Below are 17,849 nucleotides of genomic sequence, written 5' to 3'. Positions count from 1 at the left end.
GACACCCTCCCGAATCCGGCGATCCGCGGCTTCTCTCGATAGACCGTCAGAACACGGCGTGGTCGCCGCGCTCGGCGAACGCTTCGCCACGGATCACGCGCGCATAATAGTCGAACAGCGTCTCCGACCCCGTCGATGGGGTGGCCTGCGCATCGTATCGCCCGGTCGCGGGGTCCAGCACGAGCATGGATTCGGTCGCGTAGTAGCGGCCGATCCGCGCGAGTTCGGCCTTGGCCGCCAGTGACGGAACCCATCGCCCGACCACCGCCAGGGTGGCGATGATCCCATCCAGCAGCGCGACGGGAACATGCTTGAAGCGCGGCTCGCGACCCAGCAGGGCGAAGAGCCGCTCGCCCTGCTGCTTCGGGGTGATCGCCTCGCCCGGTCCTCCGATAGGCAGGACGCGATTGCGCCGCCCCTGGTCATCGAGGCAATCCGCGAGGTAGCGACCCAGGTCGTCGTCGCTGATCGGCTTGCAGGCCGTCAGGGTTCCGTCTCCGAAGACGAGGAACGGCTTGCCCCGCTTCACGCGCTCGATCTGACCAGACAGCGATTTGAAGAAGGCGGTCGGCCGCACGATCGAATAGTCCAACCCCGAGGCGATCAGGTCGCGCTCGAAGGCAAGCTTGGCGTGCTGAAAAGCGAGGATCGGCTTCTGGACGCAGATCGCCGACAGCAGCACGACATGCCCCACGCCCGCCGCCCGGCTCGCGTGCAGGGCATGAACATGCGCGCGGTAATCGATCGCCCAAGCGTCCTCGGGCAATCCGGTGCGCGAGGCGAGGCACGAGACCAGCGCGTCGAACGGCTCGCCGCGGAGGCCCTCGCGCGCCAGCGAGTCCGGGTCGCCCAGATCCACCAACCGCTCGGTGGCGCCTATCGGAACGCGGGGTCGGGCGGCATCGGAACGGTGCCTCACGAGGCAGACGACCTCACGGCCACGCGAGACCAGTTCACGCACGGTCGCCCGTCCGATCGTGCCGGTCGCCCCCAGAACGAGAACGCGGCGCGGCGTCATGCCGGACGCGGGCGCAGGCCCTGGAGCCGTTTCCAGGTCGGCGCGAGAACGAAGCTCGTCAGCGGGATCAGCAGGCCGCCGACGACCAGCCCGATCACACCCGACACCGCCGCCGTGACCAGCCATTCGACGAAGGCCTTGGCGAACGGCACGAAGGAAGACGCCGCGACGGCCGCCTCGTGGGCGGCATGAGCGGGCTGCGGGAGGCCATAGCCTTCGAGCCCGTGCATCAGGATGCCGCCGCCGACCCAGATCATCGCGGCGGTGCCGATGATGGACAGGATGTTGAGCAGCACCGGCATGCTCCTGACGATTCCCCGTCCGAGCCCACGGATCAGGTTTCCGAACGCGCCCGTCGCGGTGCTGCGGGCGAGGGCGAGGCCCGCATCGTCGGCCTTCACGATCAGCGCGACCACACCGTAGACGCCCACGGTGATCCCCACGGCGACGATGGCAAGCACGGTCGCGCGCATCCAGAAGCTGCCCTCCGGCAGGGCGGCCAGGGTGATCGCCATGATCTCGGCCGAGAGGATGAAGTCGGTCTTGATGGCGCTCGCCACCCGCCGGTTTTCCCGTGCCTGGTCGCCTCCGGCGACGCCCTGCTCCTCGGCCTCGTCGTGAGGGGCGTGGTGGGGCACGAGCGCCTCGTACACCTTCTCGGCCGCCTCGTAGCAGAGGTAGGCGCCGCCCAGCATCAGAAGCGGCGTGATCGCCCAGGGTGCGAAGGCGCTGAGCGCCAGGGCGCCCGGCAGCAGAAACAGCAGCTTGTTGCGCAGCGACCCCAGGGCGATCTTGCCCACGATCGGCAATTCGCGCTCGGCCGCGAACCCGACGACGTAACGCGGCGTCACGGCGGCATCGTCGATGACGACGCCGGCCGCCTTCGTCCCCGCTCGCGCGGCCTGACCTGCCACATCATCCAGGGAGGCCGCCGCCGTCTTGACCATGAACGCGACATCGTCGAGCAGCGCAATCAATCCGACGCTCACGCAGTCTCTCCTTGCCGGGGTTGGATCCCCCCATACAGACGTACTTCACCTAAGTTTGATCCGCGAGAAGAACGAGACGGGCTGTCCGGGGCACGCCAATGACCGGAAGCCGGAGTGCCGTGGGCCGAAATCGAGCGTCCTTTTAAAACATGGCGTTATGAGATGAATCGGGTCCGCGCCGGTGTGCAACGGAACCTGTCTCGGCAGCAGATTCGTGTCTTTTAGCCTGGGTATACAACCATACGTCGAATATCGCGCTCTTCTTGATGTGATCGTATTTTAAGAATCGCTCTGTAATTAGAAACGAAGGGACCAAGGCCCGAACGAGGAAACACCACGTGCCGCTTTTCGATGCCGATCTTCGTGCGCTCATGGCCGCACTCGATCGATCGCGCGCGAGGGTCGAGTTTTCCCCGGACGGCACCGTCCAAGTCGCCAATGCCAATTTCCTCGATCTCATGGGCTACACGTTGGCCGAGATCGTGGGGCGGCGTCACACGATGTTCGTGGCCGAGGCCGAACGTGACAGCGACGCGTACCGGCTCTTCTGGGAGTCGCTCCGGCGCGGCGAGGCGCAGACGCGCGAGTTCAAGCGCATCGCCAAGGATGGGCGGGCGGTCTGGATCCAGGCGACGTACGATCCCGTCCTCGACCGGGCGGGACGCGTCACGCGCGTGGTCAAATTCGCCTCCGACGTCACCGCTCAGGTCCTTCGCACCCTCGATCACGATGGGCAGCTCGACGCCCTCCACCGTTCCCAGGCGGTCATCGAGTTCGCCCTCGACGGCACGATCCTGACCGCCAACGCGAATTTCCTCGACGCGGTCGGCTACAGGGTCGAGGAGATCCGGGGGCGCCACCACAGCCTGTTCGTGGACACCGCCGAGCAGGCCGGGGCGGTGTATCGCGGCTTCTGGGAGCGCCTCGGCCGGGGCGAGTTCGCCTCGGGTGAGTTCCGGCGCATCGCAAAGGGCGGTCGCGAGATCTGGATCCAGGCGACCTACAACCCGATCCGCGACCGTGATGGCGTGCCGGTGAAGGTGGTGAAGTTCGCGAGCGACATCACCCGGCAGAAGCTCCATGCCGCCGATGCGACGGGCCAGCTCGCCGCCGTGAACCGGTCCCAGGCGGTGATCGAGTTCGCCCCCGATGCCACGGTGCTGAACGCGAACGAGAACTTCCTGGCGACGGTCGGCTACGGGATCGAGGAGGTGCGGGGTCAGCCGCACGCGATGTTCGTGGACGCCCACTACGCGCAATCCCCGGACTATGCGGCGTTCTGGGAGCGGCTGCGCAGGGGCGAGTTCTCGACCGGCATGTTCCAGCGCTTCGCCAAGGGCGGGCGCCCCGTCTGGATCCAGGCGAGCTACAACCCGATCTTCGACCCGAACGGGCGCCTGACGAAGATCGTCAAGTATGCCACCGACGTCACGGCCAACATGGCGGCGCGTTCCGTGGCGATCAACGCGGCGGAGCAGACGCTCGAACACTTCCAGGCCATCACGGCCTCGGTCGAAGCGATGAACGCCGCTGCGGCCGGGATCTCCCACTCCATGGTTCAATCCAAGGAGGCGGTGGACGACATCCACAGTCGCGCCGACGTGGCGGACGCCGCGACCGAACGGTTGAAATCCGCAGCCAGCGCCATGGGCGGCGTCGCCTCGATGATCGCGGGCATCGCGCAGCAGATCAACTTGCTGGCGTTGAACGCGACGATCGAAGCCGCGCGGGCGGGCGAAGCCGGACGGGGCTTCGCCGTCGTCGCGACGGAGGTGAAGGAACTGGCCGGGCAAGCCGCCGCCGCGACGGCACGGATCGGCGGGGAGGTCGTCGGCATGCAGGCGGTGTCCGCCGAGGTCGCGAACACCCTGGCCTCGATCACCTCGGCCATCGGCACGATCAGCACGCATGTCGAGGGCGTCAGCGCCGCGACGGGCGAGCAGCAGCGCGCCACGGGCGATATCCTCGCGAGGATGCGGCAGGCGGCCAGCGGCGTGTCCAGCATCGGCACGAGCCTGGACGACTGGACGGACGGCATGGAGGAGCGACGCTCCGAGCGCCGCGCACGCGTGTTCCTTCCGGCCGAGATCCTGTGGGACGGCCAGAGGGTAAGTTGCTCGGTCCGCGACCTGACCGAGGGCGGCGCGCGTCTGCACGTCGCTCGCCCGGACCAGATCCCGGACCGGTTCGTGCTGGCCCTCGAGGACGGGCGCCGCTTCGAGTGCGAGACCCGCCATCGCGCCGGTGCGGCCATCAACGCTCAGTTCCGGTCCAGGGCGGCCGGGCGAGCCAGACAGGCGGCCTGAGCGGCCCTGGGGCGCCTTGAGCTACAGGATTTCCGTCATCCCCGAATGGCTTCGCTTCGCCCGCAAAGACGACGAAGCGACGTGATCTCAGCCGTGGTGATACAGATCGTGGACGATGTGCCCATGATCCGGCAGGCCCACGAGGCCGACATGCGGATGCTCCGGCGGGATCTCGGGGCCAGCGCCTGAGCCGACCTGGGGTCCATGGGCCGCGGGCGATGCGTCCGGCGGGGTGTCGCCGTGGAAGACGAGATTTCCGTGCGCATCGATGGCCGCGCGGGGGAAGGCGGGCTGGGGCGTGCTCGCCTCGGCCGGATCGGACGGGGTGGGCTTGCCCGTGCCCGCCGGGCTGGCCTGATCGTGGGCGGGAACGGCCGTGGTGTGAACAGCCGCGCCGTCATCGGGGGAAGGCTGAGCCTCCGCGCCGGACGCGTGTGCGGAAGGCCCCTTCGCTCCGTGATCGGCGTGTTGCGGGGCGGACCCGGTGGCGCCAGCGGTCTCAGGACCGGTCTCGGCCGGAGGGGCCGAACCGCCATGCGTCGCAGGCGGGCCGACGGCGGCCGTGTGGTCCGCCGCGTCGTGGCTCGCGCCTTGGGAGGGTTTGTCCGGTTCGGGCTGGGTTTGACCCGGGTGGGACGCATCGTCCTTGCCCGGCCCGGTCTGGTCCGCCGAGTTGGCTGAGGTCTTGGGACCGGAATGGTCTTGCTCGTCCCCCTTCTGGCCCGGCGGCCCGTGCTCGGACGAGGGACCATGCCCTTGGCTCTGCTCCGGCCCGCCTGCGACTTTTTCCGGGTCCTGGCCGGACGATGTCGCAGCCACCCTCGCCTGGGACGACGGAACGTCCTGTGGGGCCGAACCGCCCTGTGTCGCGGCGTCGTGGTCCGTCGCGTCGTGGCGACCGCCCGACGATGGCGAACCGTGTTCGGACGTGTTCTGATCCGCGCGGGAAGCGTCTTGCTTGCCGGGCCCGGTCTGGTCCGCTGAACTGGATGATGGACCCGAGCCCGAGTGATCCTGCGCCCGTGCGGGCTCATCCCCCTTATGGCTCGACGGCGCTTGATCGGCCGCGTTGGGGTTCTGCCCGTGAGATGTCGGCCCGCCCCCGGTATCCGCGGCATTCGCCTTGAGAGAGGCCTGGGAGGCTACGGGAGCGGGGGCTGCAGCGTTCTCCGGCGCCGCGTTCCGCGAAGCCGCCTCGTCCGAATTTCCATGCGAAGGACCGGACGATGGCGACGTCGCATGAGCGGCCCCTATCTCGGAGGAAGTCCCCGGGCCGTGCTCGCCGGGTCCGTTTCCGGGGCCCTTTTCCTGGCCACCTGCGGCCTTTTCCGAGCCCTGGCCCGGCGCCGTTGTTGGGACCTTCGCCGGGGACGATGCAGCGTCCGGACCCGGGAGATCGCCCTGTCCGGAACGACCCGGCCCACGGCTGGGGCCATCGTCCGCTCGCTCGGCCTTCGGACCCTCCGCCGAGGCGGCCTCGGCCTGTGCGCCACGACCCTGATCGCTGCCCCGGTCATTCCCCTCACGCAGCACCGATACGGCCGCGACGCGGCCTGTCTCGGTCTGCCCCAGCGCAAGGACCCGCGCCTGAGAGGCCGTCCCCGATCCCGTGTCGGATGGGGCGGCTTCCGCGAGCCGCGAGGATGTGGTCGGCTCTGACGCCGACGGCTGGGGGGCGTTGCCGCGCGGGTCGCTGCCATCCGCCACGGATCCGGCCGACGGAGCGACGGTGGCCTCGGCATGTCCGGTCGCCGCGTTCTGTTGACCGCTCGTTCCCACCGCTCCGGTCTCGGCGGCGACCCGCGTGAGCCCGGCCTCGGTACCGATGCCCGGCGTGGTGTGTGTTGCCTCGCGGACCGCAGGGGGTGGCCTGTCGCTGGGCAGATCGATCCGGATCGACGGGGCCGGATCGGTCCTGCCCGCCGTGAAGGCGGTGTCCTGACTGAAGCCGCTGCCCTGTGCGGTCAGAATTCCGGGCTGGATCGTGGCGGTGGCGCCGGTCCCGGCCGCAGCCCCACTGCCTAGTCCCGACGCCAGATCGCCCTGGGTCATGGCATGTCCGGCGGCGCTTGCCAGATCCGACAGGATTTGGCCGAGATCCGCGCTCCCCTGGCCATGGTCGCTCGCCAGGGCTTCCGCCGCGAAGATCATCGTGGAGAGGATGATCGCCTCGAACTGTATGCGGCCGTTGCCCTGCTCGCCCGGTCCTGCCGTGCCTTTCGCCCTGGTGGGCTGCGCTTGGTCGGGCGCGGTCCCGCCGCCATCGGACGGGTTGTCCGGTGGGACGTGGGCGAGTCCCAGCTCGATCTCCCCCGCATGAGCGTCCTCGGAGGACAGGATCAGGGCGGCTGCGGCCACCAGCGCAGCCAGCAGGGCCGCCGGATGCACGACCAGCTTCGTCCCCGCGACCGCCGCCGGGATGGGTAGGAGATGGGGATGGAGCCGCGCGATCTGGTCGATCAGCGCTCGGAAATCCGCACCGCGCACGGGGTGGTCCAGCACGTCCGAGGCGATCAGATAGCTGCCGTCGATCCGGGCGAAATGCATGATCGCATCGCCGTCCGGACGGCAGAAGACGAACCAGGGCTCACCCTCGTCGCTGAGGCCGTGGTCGCTGGCGATGCCGATCCCGGCGCGAATGAGGGCGGCCTCCACGCGGTAGAATTCGGCCAGCTCCTGTTGCGACCAATCGGCCAAACGTGATGCCGGGCGAACGAAGGGAATGACCGCGCTCATCGTCCGCTCGCTCTCGTCATGCGTGGTGCGCCCTCGCGAGCGGGGCTCTGCGCCGATCCGGTGGCTATCTCGCCGTTGGGCGCTCTAGCGTTCATGGAAGGCGCGTCCCATCGCGTCGAAGAAGGGGGCGAAGAGGTATTCGAGCGCCGTCCGCTCCCCGGCCGAAATCACCACCTCGGCGGGGAGGCCCGCGAGCAGGCGATGCCTGACCTCGACCGGAAGCGCGTTTTCGTCGATCTCGACCGTGCCGGCGAAATAGGGCTGCTTCGTCCCGTCATCGACGAGCCGGTCCCGCGAGACCGTCGCGAGCGTTCCGAACAGGGTCGGCGTACGGCGGGCCTGGAAGCTCGGGAACTTGATCTCCGCCCGCATCCCCGCCCGGACGGTTTCGAGATCGTTGGGCGAGAACTGCACGGTGATGACGAGGCGATCCGTGGTCGGAACGATCTCCATCAGGGGCTCGCCCGACCGGATGACCTGCCCGATCGCATAGACCTTGAGCCCCTGGATCACCCCTTCATGCGTGGCGCGGATCTCGTGGCGGCGGAACACGTCCTGCGCGACGACGAGCTTCTCGCGCAATTCGCCGATCTTCTGCCGCGTCTCCAGAAGCTGCGCCGTAACCGCCTCCTGAAGCTTCTGCTTCAACTGGGTGATCTGGAGCCCCGCTTCGTTGATGGCGTTCTCGGCCTTCGCCCGCTCTGCCACCGAACGCCCGATCACGCCCTCGAGCCGGGTCCGCTCCCGCTCCATGACGAGGAGGCGCGACAGGGGGATCAGGTTCTTCTGGTGAAGGCTGCGGAGGCCTTCGAGTTCCTGACGGATGAACCCTACCTGCGCCTCGACCGAGGCCTTCTCGACGGCGAGGCCGGAGATTTCGGTTCTGAGCTGGGTGACCTTGGCATCGATGAGGCCGAGTTGCCCTTTGAGCGTCTTGCGCCGCTCCGCCATCTCGCCGGTCTGGTCCGCGATCATGCGGGCGAGGGCAGGCTCGCCGCGGCGCGCGGTCAACTCGGCGGGCAAGCGCAGGGCGTCGGCTTGGTCCTGCTCGGCCTGAAGGCGCGCTTCCAGCACCAGGGCCGCGTCGAGCTGGTTACGGAACAGGTCCGCGCTCGCCTGGGACTGGAGGGGGTCGATCCGCAGCAGCACGTCCCCGGACCGGACGAGCTGGCCATCCTTCACGAGGATCGCCTGGACCATGCCGCCCTCGAAATGCTGGACGACCTTGCGGCTGCTTTCGGTGACGACGACGCCGGGGCTGACGACGGCGCGGTCCAGGCGGATGAAGGCCGCCCAGAGGCCCACGATGCCGAAGAACGCGGCGATGAGGGCGTAGCCCGCGATGGCGTAGCGCCGCCAATCGGCCATCGCGCCACCCGCGCCCGGCAGCGGAGCGATCACGAGGGTTGAGGCGGCTTGCGTCCTCATGGCTCAGCCCGCACTCCGTTGGGGCTCGGCCACGCGCCGGTCCTCGGGAAGCACGGTGGGGCTGGCCTTGACCAGCGCCGGGACCGGACGGGGGCCGGCGAGCTGTCCCAGGACCTGCTCCGGCGGTCCCGCGGCGCGCAGGGTTCCGGCCTCCAGCATCAGGATGAGATCGGCTCCCGTCAGCAGGCCGACCTTGTGCGTGACGACGAGGACCGTCGTTCCGCGCTCCCGGAGGTCGGCCATCGCCTCCATCAGGGCGGTCTCGCCGGTCTGATCAAGGCTGGCATTCGGCTCGTCGAGGACGATCAGGCTCGGTTCGCCATACATGGCGCGGGCCAGCGCGATGCGCTGCCGCTGGCCACCGGACAGCCCGTGCCCGCCGGTGCCGAGGCGGGTGTTGTAGCCGTCCGGCAGGGCCTGGATCAGATCGTGGCATCCCGCCCGCTGCGCGACCGATACGATCGCGGCATCGTCCTGCGGGCCGAACCGCGCGATGTTCTGCGCGACCGTGCCGTCGAACAACTCGACATCCTGCGGCAGGTAGCCGACATGCTGGCCGAGCGCCTGTGGATCCCAGTGGCGCAGGTCCGAGCCGTCGATGCGCACCGTGCCGGAGGCGGCGGGCCAGATGCCGGTGATCGCCCGGACCAGGGTCGATTTTCCCGCGGCGCTCGGACCGATGAGGCCGACGAGGCTGCCGGGCGGCAGCCGGAGGCTGACATCGTGCAGAATGGCCTTCGTCGAGCCCGGCGCCGTCACGACGAGGTTGTCCGTTTCGATGAGACCGCGCGGACGTGGCAGCGCCACGCGCTCCGGCTCCGAACCGGCGCGTGACATCAGGTCGGTGAGCCGCGCATAGCTGCTGCGGGCGGCCGTAAAGGACTTCCAATGGCCGACCACGGCCTCGATCGGAGCCAGGGTCCGACCCATGATGATCGAGGCCGCGATCATCGAGCCGGCGGAGATCTCGCGATGGATCGCGAGATAGGCGCCGAGCCCCAGCACCATCGTCTGAAGGAACATCCGGGCGAACTTCGTCGCCGCCGCGAGGAGTCCGGCGCGGTCGCTCGCCTGGGCCTGCAGGAGGATCGCTTCCTCGTGGCGCCGGTGCCAACGTGCTTGCAGAGCGCCCAGCATCCCCATTGCCCGCAACACCTCGCCGCTGCGGAAGGTCGCGCGCGCCCGGTCCCCGGCCTCGCGGGCGGCGTGGCCCGCCGCGTCCAGGGGGCGCCGCGTGGTGAGATCGGTGAGGAGCGTGAGTCCGAGGAGCGTCGCGCCTCCGATCAGCGCCATCCAGCCGAACCAGGGATGCAGGATGAAGCAGGCGACGAGGAACAGCGAGGCCCAGGGCAGATCGCAGAGCGCCAGCAGCGCGCCGCCCGTCAGGAATTCGCGCAGGACATTGACGTCCCGCAGGATCGTTTCCTGCCCCGCCTGCGGACGCAGCAGGCTCACCCGGTGGACGAGGGCGAAGACCGGCCCGGCGACCGCACGATCGAAGATCACCCCGCCCCGGACCAGCAGACGCGACCGCAGCATTTCCAGAAGGGCATAGACGGCGAGCGCCAGGGCCGCGATCGCAGTGATACCGAGGAGCGTCGCCTCATTCCGGCTCAGCAGGACGCGGTCGTACACCTGAAGCATGTACAGGGGCGCGGCGAATAAGAGCAGGTTCGTGAAGAAGGCGAAGACGAACACCGTCGACAAGACGGGCCGGATCGCGCCCAGACTATCCCTCAAGACAGACCCGGTCGCACCATTGCTCATGGCGTCTCCCTGCGCGCGAGCTGGAGCCCGAAAGACCGATCGAGCCGCGTCCGGCTACACGCCCGATCCGCTCCGCGCGCTCATGCATCTTAGAGCAGAGATTTTCCATTCCAAGGTTGTATCGACGTCAGCCGTCTGGACCTTCCCTTCCGCCGACACATATAGACATCACTGTACACTCCGGTGGCAGTCTTGATCGCGCGGTGGCGGGAGATCCAACGCTTGTACGTCCACCAGCAACGTCTCGGCTCGGAGGAGGTGCAGGAGCTGCGCCGCGAGGGCGGCCGGTTCCTGAAGGAGCTGCGCGAGAAGCGGGGCCTGTCGCAACGGCAACTCGCCGCGCAGGTCGGCGCCGAGTACTACACTTTCATCTCGCAGTTGGAGACCGGACGTGGCCGCGTTCCCCCGGACCGCTACCGCGTGTGGGCCGAGGCGCTGGGCGTCGATGTTCGCGATTTCGTCACGAGCCTGATGCGCTTCTACGATCCGCAGACCTACGAGATCCTGTTCGGCGAATAAGCGCCTGCCGGTTCATTCCGCCGCGAGACCGAGCGTCGGTTCCTCGACGAGGCAGGCCCCGCAGGCCGTCATGAGGTCGCGCAGGAGCGCCAGCGCCTCTTCCACCGCCGCCGGGCTCGTGAGCCCGTCACGCGTATGCGTGCCGCCGCCAGCCAGTGTCACCGTGATGGTGAAACGTCCGTCGGGGCATTCGGTGATCCGATAGGATGCGCGGCGAGCCATCAGCAGGGAGGGGAATAGCGGTCGAACCGAAGACGGCCCCTGTCATGCGAGGTCTAAAGCCGAAGTTCAAGCTATTGCTTTCGCTGTATAAGCGTCTTCACGTTGGCCCCGGTGTGGATATCGGGGCCGGATTTTCTCGGCGCCTGCCAATTTTGTAGGGCGCCTTATCATAGGTTGAGACGGGGAATGTCTGGGCGCGCTCCCGATCGATCGCCGCGATCCATTCTCCGATATCGGGCTCAGGGCGAGGCGGGCATCGCAGGGGGCGCCAGATGCTGGCATAGATAGGCGCGGGCTCGGCTGACCCGGCTCTTCACCGTGCCCGTCTGGCAGCCCAGGACTTCGGCGGCGGCCTCGTAGGTCATCCCCTGCGCACCGACGAGCAGCAGGGCTTCGCGCTGTGCCGCCGGAAGCTGCGCCATGCGCGAGAGGACCACCTGCAGGTCCGAGCCGTGTTCCTGGGGCGCGGGCGTGGCGAGCTGGCCCGCGATCGTGCCGTCGACATCCTCGACTTCGCGCCTCGCCCGCCGACATTCGCTGTAGAACTGGTTGCGCAGGATCGTGAACAACCACGCCTTCAGCTTGGTGCCGGGCACGAAGCGGTCCTGGTTGGCCCAAGCCTTCAGGAGCGCTTCCTGCACGAGGTCGTCGGCCCGCGACGCATTCCCCACGAGGGATTGGGCATAGGTCTGGAGAGCCGGAACGGCCGCCATCAAGCCATCGCGAAAAGCCGCGCTGCATGCATCGGCCTTGGCGGTCAGGGCCACGTCGAGATTGGCGATGAGGCCGAGGAAGTGTTCCGGCGGATCCTGCGGGACGAGCGCCTGATAGGCCGCCTGCAACTGAAGCCCGAGCTGCTGCCGCACGGAAAGGGGCAGCATCGCGCGCTTGGCCGCGATCCTCCGTTTCAGATGAACCTCGTCGAGAACACTGTCTAGCAGCATCTGGCCCAACCGACGCCCCTCTCACTCACGGGCCCGGGGCACGTCGCCCCGACCGGCCCATCCGGTGTACAGTGAAACTCTAACTCGCGTGATCCGCGGATCGATCCCTCGGCCGGTGGCGTTGCAAGGGCCCCGCAGGCCAACAGAGGGGCGGATGGCGCGCCGGGTCATTTACAGCATCGTCGATTGCACCGACGGCCGGTTCGCGGTGGCCGTGGTGGCGGCTTCCGGTACCCGATATTGGCGGGGCGGGATGCTCACGCTCGCGGAGGCCGAGGATTGCGTGGAGGATCTGCGCGCCGCGCTGGCCAGTTGCGGCGTCGCGCTGGTGCGCCTTGACGAGCCGGATATGGGTCAGGGCTAAGCCAAGTTCTCGATAAGACTTGCCGCGTCTTGTAAATTGACGCCGGAAATGCGCGGTTTCAAATCTTGATGGATTGTTTCGCCCTGTGCATCATTTCCGATGCTGAAATGCAGGCGATTCTGCATGAGGTGCAACATCGGAAGAATATGATACGCCAGTGGAGGAAGCGATGATGAGCAGATATCTAACGTCTGTCGTTATGGTTCTCTATTGCTCTGCTGCTTATGCTCAGGAATTCCCGAAAGAGGGGAGTGCAGCTTATACGACCAGTTACGTCAACATCTCGGCGACGCCGATGAAGATGGGCGAGCGCACCGTCTCGATCTATGAAAGTGCCGGCATCACGCGCAACGACGCGGGCGATGCGCCCTTCAACGACATGGGCACACGGTGCCTCGGGATGCGTGAGATCACCGGCAGCGATGTGGTCAATCGCGGGAGCTGCATCGATACCGACAAGGACGGCGATCAGGTCTTCTCGACCTTCGAGGCCAATTCCAAGAGCGGGAAACACGTGTTCGTCGGCGGCACGGGCAAGTACCAGGGCATCACCGGTTCTGCCGATTATACTTTCCAGGCCATGAAGGTGCCCGAAGGCGCGCGGCCGATGGTGCTCGTGCCGCACAAGGCCACGTGGAAGATCCAGGGCAAATCATAGGCGACGTCGCGGGCCCTGTCGTCTCCGCCTGCCCGGCGCGGTGCCAGGCAGGCGGGGGATGTCGCTTCAGAAGAACGCCTGCAACCCGGTCTGCGCCCGGCCCAGGATCAGGGCGTGGACGTCGTGCGTGCCCTCGTAGGTGTTGACCGTCTCGAGGTTCTGGGCGTGGCGCATCACGTGGTACTCGCCCATGATGCCGTTGCCGCCGTGCATGTCCCGGGCGACGCGGGCAATGTCGAGGGCCTTGCCGCAATTGTTGCGCTTGATCAGGCTGATCATCTCCGGCGCCATCTTGTGCTCGTCCATCAGGCGCCCGACCCGCAGCGAGGCCTGGAGGCCCAGCGCGATCTCGGTCTGCATGTCGGCGAGCTTCTTCTGGACGAGCGGGTCTGCGCCAGCGGTCGGCCGAACTGCTTGCGATCCATCGTGTAGTCCCGCGCCCGGCGCCAGCAATCCTCGGCCGCGCCCATGACGCCCCAGGAAATGCCGTAGCGTGCCCGGTTGAGGCAGCCGAACGGACCCTTGAGCCCGGAGACGTTCGGCAGCAGCGCGTCCTCGCCGACCTCAACATCCTCCATCACGATCTCGCCCGTGGTCGAGGCGCGCAAGCTGAGCTTGCCCTTGATGGTCGGCGCGGAGAGGCCCTTCATGCCCTTCTCCAGAACGAAGCCGCGGATCGCATTGTCATGCGCCTCCGACTTCGCCCAGACGACGAACACGTCGGCGAAGGGCGCGTTCGAGATCCACATCTTGGCGCCGGTCAGGCGGTAGCCTCCTGGCGTCTTGACCGCCTTGGTCTTCATTCCCGCCGGGTCCGAGCCCGCATCCGGCTCGGTCAGACCGAAACAGCCGATCCATTCGCCCGAGGCGAGCTTCGGCAAGTACTTCCGGCGCTGATCCTCCGATCCGTAGGCGTAAATCGGGTACATCACCAGGGAGGATTGCACGCTCATCATCGAGCGGTAGCCGGAATCGACGGATTCCACCGCCCGCGCCACCAGTCCGTAGGCGACGTAGGATGCGCCCGCGCAGCCATATTCCTCCGGCAGGGTGACACCGAGCAGGCCCCGCTCGCCCATCTCCCGGAACAGGCCGGGATCGGTCTTCTCGTTCGCATAGGCGTCCACGATACCGGGCAGCAGGCGCTCACGGGCGAAGTCCTGCGCGGCGTCGCGGATGGCGCGCTCGTCCTCGGTCAGCTGCTCTTCGAGGAGGAACGGGTCGTCCCAGACGAAGCGGGCGGAGGGCGGGGCGTCGGGGGCGGCGGAGCCCGGCGGGCGGATCGGAGCGTTCATGGGCGGATCTCCCGGTTCGTTCGGTTCAGGCGGCGCCGAGGAGGCCGCCAGCGGCACTCACCCGGCGCAGATGGTACGGCGTGTCGCCGAGCAGGTATTCGATCGTGGCGAGACGGCGGAACAGGTGGGCGCCGAGATACTCGAGCGTCATGCCGATGCCTCCGTGAAGCTGCACCGCCTCCTGCCCGACATAGCGGGCCGAGCGGTTGATCTGCACCTTCGCGGCGGAGACCGCCGGAGCGCGCTCGGCCGCGTCATCGGACCCCGCCATCATGGTGGCGTAAAGGGCCATCGAGCGAGCCTGTTCCAGCGACATCAGCATATCGACGGCGCGATGCTGCAGGACCTGGAAGCCGCCGATCGCGCTGCCGAATTGCTTACGGGTCTTCAGGTAATCGACGGTCAGCGCGTGCAGCGCCTCCATCACGCCGACGGCCTCGGCGCACAGGGCCGCAATCCCCTCGTCCAGAACCCGCTCGATCACGGGCAGCCCCGCATCGGCCTCGCCGAGCAGCGCGTCGGGGGTAAGCGTCACACCGTCCAGCACGAGATCGGCCGCCCGGCCGCCATCCTGTGTCGGGTAGGGCTTGATCGTCAGGCCGGGGGCGTCGGCGGAAACGAGGAACAGGCTGATGCCCGCCTCGTCCCGCTGGCCGCCCGCCGTGCGCGCGCTGACCACGAGGGTCTGCGCCGCGTCAGCATTGAGAACCACGGCCTTGGCCCCGTCGAGCCGGAAGCCGTCGCCCTCGCGGCGAGCCGTGGTCGCCACGTCCGCGCGGTCGTAGCGGGCCTGACGCTCGCCATGGGCGAAGGCGAGGCGATGGCTCCCCTCCACGAGGCCGGGGACCAGGTTTTCCCGCTGCGCGGCGATGCCGGCGAGCCGCAGGGCGCCGCCGCCGAGCACCACGCTCGCAAGGTAGGGCTCCGGGGCGAGATGTCGGCCGAGCGCCTCGACGGCGATCATGGTCTCGACCGGCCCGCCGCCGAAGCCGCCATCCTCTTCCGAGAAGGGCAGGCCGAGCAGGCCGAGTTCGGCGAGTTGCGCCCACGCGCCCTCATCGAAGCCCGGCGGCTTGCGGCGGGCGGCCTCGACCTGCTCGAGGCTGCCGTAGCGGTCTGCGGCCCAGCGGGTCACGCTGTCCTTCAGCAGGCTCTGCTCGTCGGTGAAGTCGAAATCCATCGCGAAAACTCCTTCAGAGCCCCAGGATCGCCTTGGCGATCACGTTGCGCTGGATCTCGTTCGAGCCGCCGTAGATCGAGACCTTGCGGGTGTTGAGGTAGGTCGGCGCGGCGAAGGCCTCCCAGCCGAGGGCATCGACGTCGTTCGCCACGGGCGCGGGCAAGCTCAAGGGACCCGCGAGTTCGACCAGCAGCTCGGTCGCCATCTGCTGCAGTTCCGAGCCCTTGATCTTCAGGATCGAGGAGGCCGGGTCGGGCTTCGAGGCGTCGCGGCGTCCCTGGGCCGAGACCACCCGCATCTGGGTGATTTCCAGCGCCTTCAACTCCACTTCCAGGCTCGCCACCCGGCTGCGGAAATCGGGCTCGTCCCACATCGTCCCGGCGCCGGCGGGCGTCTCCTTCGCCAGCCGCTTCACCCGAGCGACACGCTCCTTGGTGAGGCCGATGCGGGCGATGCCGGTGCGCTCGTTGGCGAGCAGGAACTTGGCGTAGTCCCAGCCCTTGTTCTCCTCGCCGACGAGGTTCTCGACCGGCACGCGCACGGAGTCGAAGAACACCTCATTGACCTCGTGCCGCCCGTCGATCGTGATGATCGGGCGCACGGAGATGCCGGGGGTCTTCATGTCGATGAGCAGGAAGGAGATGCCGGCCTGCTTCTTCGCCGCCGGATCGGTGCGCACGAGGCAGAAGATCCAGTCGGCATACTGGCCGAGCGTGGTCCAGGTCTTCTGGCCATCGACGACGTAATGGTCGCCGTCGCGCACCGCCTTGGTCTTGAGCGAGGCGAGGTCGGAGCCCGCGCCGGGCTCGGAGAAGCCCTGGCACCACCAATCGTCGAGGTTGGCGATGCGCGGCAGGAAGCGCTTCTTCTGCTCCTCGTTGCCGAAGGCGGCGATGACGGGGCCCACCATGAAGCAGTTGAACTGGAGCGGCAGCGGCACCGCCGCCTGCATCAGTTCCTCCATGAAGATGTAGCGGCGGATCGGATCCCAATCCTGCCCGCCCCACTCCTTCGGCCAATGGGGCACGGCCCAGCCCTTGGCGTTCAGGATCCGCTGCGAGGTAACGTAATCCTCCCGCGCGAGGGAGCGCCCCTCAGAGATCTTGCGGCGGATCTCGGCGGGAATCTCGGTGCGGAAGAAGGTGCGGACCTCCTGGCGGAAATCAGCCTCTTCCTGTGTGAAGCGCAGATCCATGGGTCTTACTCCCCCTCGATCTCGAACAGGCCGGCGCAGCCCTGGCCGCCGGCCACGCACATGGTGACGACCGCGTAGCGCACACGGCGGCGGCGGCCCTCCAGAAGGGCATGGCCCACCAGCCGGGCGCCCGACATGCCGAACGGATGGCCGACGCTGATCGCGCCGCCGTTGACGTTGACCTTGTCCGGGTCGATCCCGAGCTTGTCGCGGCAGTAGATCGACTGCGAGGCGAAGGCCTCGTTCAACTCCCAAAGGCCGATATCGTCCACGGAGAGCCCGTTGCGCTCGAGGAGACGCGGCACCGCGAAGACCGGGCCGATGCCCATCTCCTCCGGCCCGCACCCGGCGGCTGCGAAGCCGCGCACGATCCCCAGCGGCTTGAGGTTCCGGCGCGCGGCCTCCTCGGCGGACATCAGCACGGAGGCCGACGCGCCGTCGGAGGCTGGCTGGCATTGCCCGCCGTGACGAAGGCGGCCTCGCCGCGCACGGGCTTGAGCTTGGCGAGGCCGTCCAAGGTGGTCTCGGGCCGGTTGCCCTCGTCCTTGGCGAGGCGGGTCTCGACCTGCCTCGTCTCGCCGGTCGCCTTGTCGGTCACGGCCATGGTGGCGGTGATCGGCACGATCTCGTCATCGAACAGCCCGGCGGCTTGAGCGGCGGCGGTGCGCTGCTGGCTCATCAGGGCGAATTCGTCCTGTGCCTCGCGCGAGATGCCGTACCGCTCCGCCACGATGTCGGCGGTCTCGATCATCGGCATGTAGATCTCGGGCAGGTTCCGCTCGAGCCACGCGTTGCGGGTGAGTTCGCGCCGCACCTGCGGCTGGACGAGGCTGATCGATTCGACGCCGCCCGCCACCGCCACCGGCACGCCATCGAGGCGGATGCGCTTGGCGGCATCCGCGATGGCCTGGAGGCCCGAGGCGCAGAAGCGCGAGACCGTGGCCCCCGCCGACTGGACCGGGATGCCCGCGACGAGGCTCGCATGCCGGGCGACGTTGCCGCCGGTCGCCGCTTCCGGGTAGCCGCAGCCCATCACGACCTCTTCGACGGCCTCGGGCTCGACACCCGCCTTGCCGAGGGCGTGGCGGATGGCGTGGGCGGCGAGGTCGGCCCCGCCGGTCAGGTTCAGCGCCCCGCGATGCGCCTTGCCGATGGGCGTGCGAGCGGTGGCGACGATCACGGCGTCAGTCATCGGGATCTCGTGAGCGAAGTTGCGGTGCGGGCGGAA

The 17,849-nt window shown here is 68.3% G+C and carries 13 protein-coding genes and 2 pseudogenes; 4 read left to right on the top strand and 11 right to left on the bottom strand.

Annotated features, from left to right (window positions below; genetic code table 11):
- Window positions 1-46: 46 nt before the first annotated feature.
- Window positions 47-1,018, bottom strand: coding sequence for an NAD(P)H-binding protein (locus tag ACFQE0_RS04915; protein WP_378967627.1), 972 nt, complete (start codon window positions 1,016-1,018; stop codon window positions 47-49).
- On the bottom strand, window positions 1,015-2,007 hold the full coding sequence (locus ACFQE0_RS04910; protein WP_378967625.1) for a DUF808 domain-containing protein: 993 nt from the start codon (window positions 2,005-2,007) through the stop codon (window positions 1,015-1,017). The genes ACFQE0_RS04915 and ACFQE0_RS04910 overlap by 4 nt, the downstream gene beginning before the upstream one ends.
- Window positions 2,008-2,345: 338 nt before the next feature.
- Here ACFQE0_RS04910 and ACFQE0_RS04905 point away from each other — a divergent pair, with 338 nt between their 5' ends.
- Entirely contained in the window at window positions 2,346-4,313 is a 1,968-nt protein-coding gene (locus ACFQE0_RS04905) for a methyl-accepting chemotaxis protein (RefSeq protein ID WP_465264057.1), read from the top strand.
- 87 nt (window positions 4,314-4,400) lie between these two features.
- Here ACFQE0_RS04905 and ACFQE0_RS04900 read toward each other — a convergent pair whose 3' ends face one another.
- The 3 genes from ACFQE0_RS04900 to ACFQE0_RS04890 form a co-directional block, all read right to left on the bottom strand.
- On the bottom strand, window positions 4,401-7,049 hold the full coding sequence (locus tag ACFQE0_RS04900) for a hypothetical protein (RefSeq protein ID WP_378967623.1): 2,649 nt from the start codon (window positions 7,047-7,049) through the stop codon (window positions 4,401-4,403).
- Window positions 7,050-7,133: 84 nt separating this feature from the next.
- Window positions 7,134-8,417: an HlyD family type I secretion periplasmic adaptor subunit gene (locus tag ACFQE0_RS04895; RefSeq protein WP_378975275.1), complete on the bottom strand. Its 1,284-nt coding sequence runs from the start codon at window positions 8,415-8,417 to the stop codon at window positions 7,134-7,136.
- Between the two features lie 63 nt (window positions 8,418-8,480).
- Window positions 8,481-10,244, bottom strand: coding sequence for a type I secretion system permease/ATPase (locus ACFQE0_RS04890; RefSeq protein WP_378967620.1), 1,764 nt, complete (start codon window positions 10,242-10,244; stop codon window positions 8,481-8,483).
- 222 nt (window positions 10,245-10,466) lie between these two features.
- Between ACFQE0_RS04890 and ACFQE0_RS04885 the strand changes: the two genes are divergently transcribed.
- A complete protein-coding gene (locus ACFQE0_RS04885) occupies window positions 10,467-10,763 on the top strand; it encodes a helix-turn-helix domain-containing protein (protein ID WP_378975273.1) in 297 nt (98 codons plus the stop codon).
- 12 nt (window positions 10,764-10,775) lie between these two features.
- Here the strand turns inward: ACFQE0_RS04885 and ACFQE0_RS04880 are convergent, their stop codons facing one another.
- The gene (locus tag ACFQE0_RS04880) at window positions 10,776-10,985 is read right to left on the bottom strand and encodes a hypothetical protein (RefSeq protein ID WP_378967618.1); all 210 of its coding nucleotides are present in this window, start codon (window positions 10,983-10,985) and stop codon (window positions 10,776-10,778) included.
- A gap of 239 nt (window positions 10,986-11,224) precedes the next feature.
- Entirely contained in the window at window positions 11,225-11,929 is a 705-nt protein-coding gene (locus ACFQE0_RS04875) for a sigma-70 family RNA polymerase sigma factor (RefSeq protein WP_378967616.1), read from the bottom strand.
- A gap of 154 nt (window positions 11,930-12,083) precedes the next feature.
- Here ACFQE0_RS04875 and ACFQE0_RS04870 point away from each other — a divergent pair, with 154 nt between their 5' ends.
- The gene (locus ACFQE0_RS04870) at window positions 12,084-12,293 is read left to right on the top strand and encodes a hypothetical protein (RefSeq protein ID WP_378967614.1); all 210 of its coding nucleotides are present in this window, start codon (window positions 12,084-12,086) and stop codon (window positions 12,291-12,293) included.
- A 169-nt stretch (window positions 12,294-12,462) separates the two neighbouring features.
- On the top strand, window positions 12,463-12,951 hold the full coding sequence (locus ACFQE0_RS04865) for a hypothetical protein (RefSeq protein WP_378967612.1): 489 nt from the start codon (window positions 12,463-12,465) through the stop codon (window positions 12,949-12,951).
- Window positions 12,952-13,017: 66 nt separating this feature from the next.
- On the opposite strand, the pseudogene ACFQE0_RS04860 reads toward ACFQE0_RS04865, so the two are convergent.
- From ACFQE0_RS04860 to ACFQE0_RS04845, 4 genes and pseudogenes are all read right to left on the bottom strand, one after another.
- Window positions 13,018-14,246, bottom strand: a pseudogene (locus tag ACFQE0_RS04860) (acyl-CoA dehydrogenase).
- Window positions 14,247-14,271: 25 nt separating this feature from the next.
- Window positions 14,272-15,426 (bottom strand): acyl-CoA dehydrogenase family protein, encoded by a 1,155-nt coding sequence (locus ACFQE0_RS04855; protein WP_378967609.1) that lies wholly within the window; start codon window positions 15,424-15,426, stop codon window positions 14,272-14,274.
- A gap of 13 nt (window positions 15,427-15,439) precedes the next feature.
- Window positions 15,440-16,621 (bottom strand): acyl-CoA dehydrogenase family protein, encoded by a 1,182-nt coding sequence (locus ACFQE0_RS04850; protein ID WP_378967607.1) that lies wholly within the window; start codon window positions 16,619-16,621, stop codon window positions 15,440-15,442.
- 5 nt (window positions 16,622-16,626) lie between these two features.
- Window positions 16,627-17,813: pseudogene (locus tag ACFQE0_RS04845) on the bottom strand (acetyl-CoA C-acyltransferase).
- Window positions 17,814-17,849: the final 36 nt, after the last annotated feature.

This window comes from Methylobacterium komagatae (genome assembly GCF_042661665.1).
Taxonomy (GTDB): Bacteria; Pseudomonadota; Alphaproteobacteria; order Rhizobiales; family Beijerinckiaceae; genus Methylobacterium; species Methylobacterium komagatae.
Note: the sequence above shows the minus strand (reverse complement) of the source record. Positions and strands in the feature narration are given on the sequence as shown.